General features: G+C 71.6%; 4 protein-coding genes. 3 read left to right on the forward strand and 1 reads right to left on the reverse strand.

From position 1 onward, the window contains the following. The coding region (locus ABT085_RS45445) for an extracellular solute-binding protein (RefSeq protein WP_351622879.1) at positions 1-448 on the reverse strand (448 nt) is incomplete at its 3' end. Between the two features lie 122 nt (positions 449-570). On the opposite strand from ABT085_RS45445, the gene ABT085_RS45450 reads away from it, so the two are divergent. The 3 genes from ABT085_RS45450 to ABT085_RS45460 form a co-directional block, all read left to right on the forward strand. After that, complete coding sequence (locus ABT085_RS45450; RefSeq protein ID WP_351622882.1) at positions 571-1,086, forward strand: PadR family transcriptional regulator; 516 nt, start codon at positions 571-573, stop codon at positions 1,084-1,086. Beyond that, positions 1,083-1,832, forward strand: a complete 750-nt coding sequence (locus ABT085_RS45455) for an ABC transporter ATP-binding protein (protein WP_351622885.1) — start codon at positions 1,083-1,085, stop codon at positions 1,830-1,832. Before ABT085_RS45450 ends, ABT085_RS45455 begins: the two co-directional genes overlap by 4 nt. A 47-nt stretch (positions 1,833-1,879) precedes the next feature. Further along, positions 1,880-2,742 (forward strand): ABC transporter permease (locus tag ABT085_RS45460; RefSeq protein WP_351622888.1); only part of this gene is annotated, 863 nt, incomplete at its 3' end.

The raw sequence follows: 2,742 nt of genomic DNA on the forward strand, positions 1-2,742 counted from the left end.
CGTTGGTGACGTAGGGGACCGCGTACAGCCGTCCGTCGTACTTCCCCGTCTCCACGACCGGCTTCAGGAAGGACTTCAGCGGGAAGCGGTCCTCGTCCAGCGGGCGGATCCATCCGGCGGCCGCGAACTCCGAGGTCCAGTTGACGTCGATGTTCAGGACGTCGAACCGGCTGCGGTCGCCGCCGCGCAGATCGGTGACCATCTGCGCATGCGTCTCGTCCGCGGAGTCGGGCAGCTCCACGAGCGTGACCCGCTCACCGGGATGCGTGCGGTTCCAGCCGTCGAGAACCGTGCCGAGATAGCCGGTGAGGTCCCCTGCGGTGGCCAGCGTCAGCGGCCCGCGGCCACCCCCGGCGCTGTCACGCCCCCCTTCGCCCGAGGAGACGCACCCGGTCAGCACCACGCCGAGAACCAGGAGGCACCTACCCGCGGCTCTGTTCCACCGCATAGGTTCCTCCCTGGACACGTACCCGCCTGCAGCATCGCCACGGCCGAAGGCCATGTATACCTGTTAGGTATGGGCGATACTAGGGGCGAGGCACACATTACGAGGACGGGAGGCCCGCGGCGGTGCGACAGCCCCTCCTTGCCCTGCTGGCCCGCGGTCCCGCCCACGGCTACGAACTCAAGCAGGGCCTTGAGCAACTGCTGGGCTCCGCGTACCCTCAGCCGAACGTCGGCCAGATCTACGTGACCCTCGGGCGCCTCGAGAAGCAGGGACTCATCGAGGGCGAGGACATCGAACAGTCCAACCGGCCCAACAAGAAGGTCTACCGCCTCACCGAGTCCGGGCAGGAAGAGCTGCGCGCCTGGTTCGAACGGCCCGAGGACGAGCCGAGGGTGCGCGACGACTTCTTCATGAAGCTGGCGCTGGCCCCGGGAACCGGCCTCGCAGACCGGATCGCCCTGATCAACAGACAACGGCGCCAGTACCTCAACTCCATGCGCAACCTGTCCAAACTGGCCGCCGTCGAAGACCGCGACAACCGCATCGCCCACCTTCTGATCGAGGGCGCGATGCTGCACCTGCAGGCCGACCTCGACTGGCTCGAGCGGTGCCAGGAAGAGCTGGAGGAGCTGGAGTGAGCGACAGCCCCGCTCCCGTGCTGCGCGCAGAGGGACTGATACGCACGCACTACGGCGAGAGCGGCCCGGCCCACGCCGTGCGCGGCGTCGACCTGAGCGTGCACCGCGGCGAGTTCGTCGCCGTCACCGGACCGTCCGGAGCCGGGAAGTCCACCCTGCTGCACCTGCTGGGCGGACTGCAGCAGCCCGACAGCGGATCACTCTGGCTGGACGGCGAGTGCACCGACACCTGGCGCGAGGCCCGCTGGGCGGTCGAGCGCCGCAGGCGCATCGGCATCGTCTTCCAGTTCTTCAACCTCGTCTCCAGCCTGTCGGTCGCCGACAACGTGGAACTGCCCGCCCTCCTCGCCGGCGTCTCCCCCAGGCAGGCACGCGCCGAACGGGAGGAGCTGCTGGCCGAGTTGGGCATCGCGGGCAAGGAACGCAGCCTGCCGGGCGAGCTGTCCGGCGGCGAGCAGCAGCGCGTGGCGCTGGCCCGGGCCCTGGTCAACCATCCCCCGCTGCTGCTGGCCGACGAACCCGCCGGCAGCCTCGACAGCAAAGGCACCCGCGAGGTGATGCGGCTGCTGTCCCGCTTCCACCAGCGGGGGCAGACCATCGTCCTGGTCACCCACGACGCCCGGCTGGCCAGCGCCGCGGACCGGGTGATCAGCTTCTTCGACGGACGCATCGCCGACGACGCCGAGCTCGGCAGCACCCCGTCGCGCCGGCCGGGGGCGTCGGGAGTGCTGGAGCTCAAGGACTGACGCGCCCGCCCGCGGACGTACGACAACCCCCGAAAGGGATGGATCTCATGCGCGCCACCTTGCGCTGGGCACACTCCGATCTGCGCACCCACCGCGGGGAGGCGCTCTTCCTGGTGCTCGCCACCGCCGGCATCGTCGTGTCGCTGCTGCTGGCCACCGCGCTCTTCGGCTACGCCACCAACCCCTGGCAGCGCACCTTCGACCAGGCCCGCGGGGCCCATGTGTGGCTGCGCACCGGCTCGTCCGCCGAGCTCGGCAAGCTGGCCGGCGTGGACGGGGTCGAGGCGGTCGCCGGTCCCTACGCCACCACCGCGACAACCCTCGCCGCTCGCGGCACCCGCGCCGTGGTGGAGCTGCGGGCCACCCCCGAACTCCCCCGCGTGGGCCGCCCCCTGCTGACCGCGGGGCACTGGCTCGGCTCCGGCACCCCCCGCGGCGTCGTCCTGGAGAGCAGTCTGGCCCGGGCCCTGCTAGCCGGACCCGGTGACACGCTCGCCCTGCCCGGCGGCGGAAAGGTCACCGTCGTCGGAATCGCCGACAGCCCCGAGGACCGCTACCGCCCCGGCGAGCAGCCCGGCCTCGTCTGGGCCATGCCCGCCGCGGTGGCACACCCCACGGGCCAGGTCATCGGACTGCGCCTGACCGACCCCGCGGACACCGACTACGCCGTCCAGCGCGCCGTCACCGTCCTGGGCGCCGGTGCCATCGGCGAGGTCTCCACCTGGCAGCAGGCGCGCGCCGACGCGCAGGGCGACAACCGGCTCCTGGGCCAGGTGCTCGGCCTGTTCGGGCTGGGCGCGCTGATCGCGGCGGGATTCGCCGTGCACGGGGCGATCGCCACCCGCATCCGCGGCCACCTGCGGGACATCTCCGTCCTCAAGGCCATCGGGTTCACGCCCGGCCAGGTCGT

Origin of the sequence: Streptomyces sp. NPDC002265 (assembly GCF_040296125.1) — a bacterium.
GTDB lineage: Bacteria > Actinomycetota > Actinomycetes > Streptomycetales > Streptomycetaceae > Streptomyces.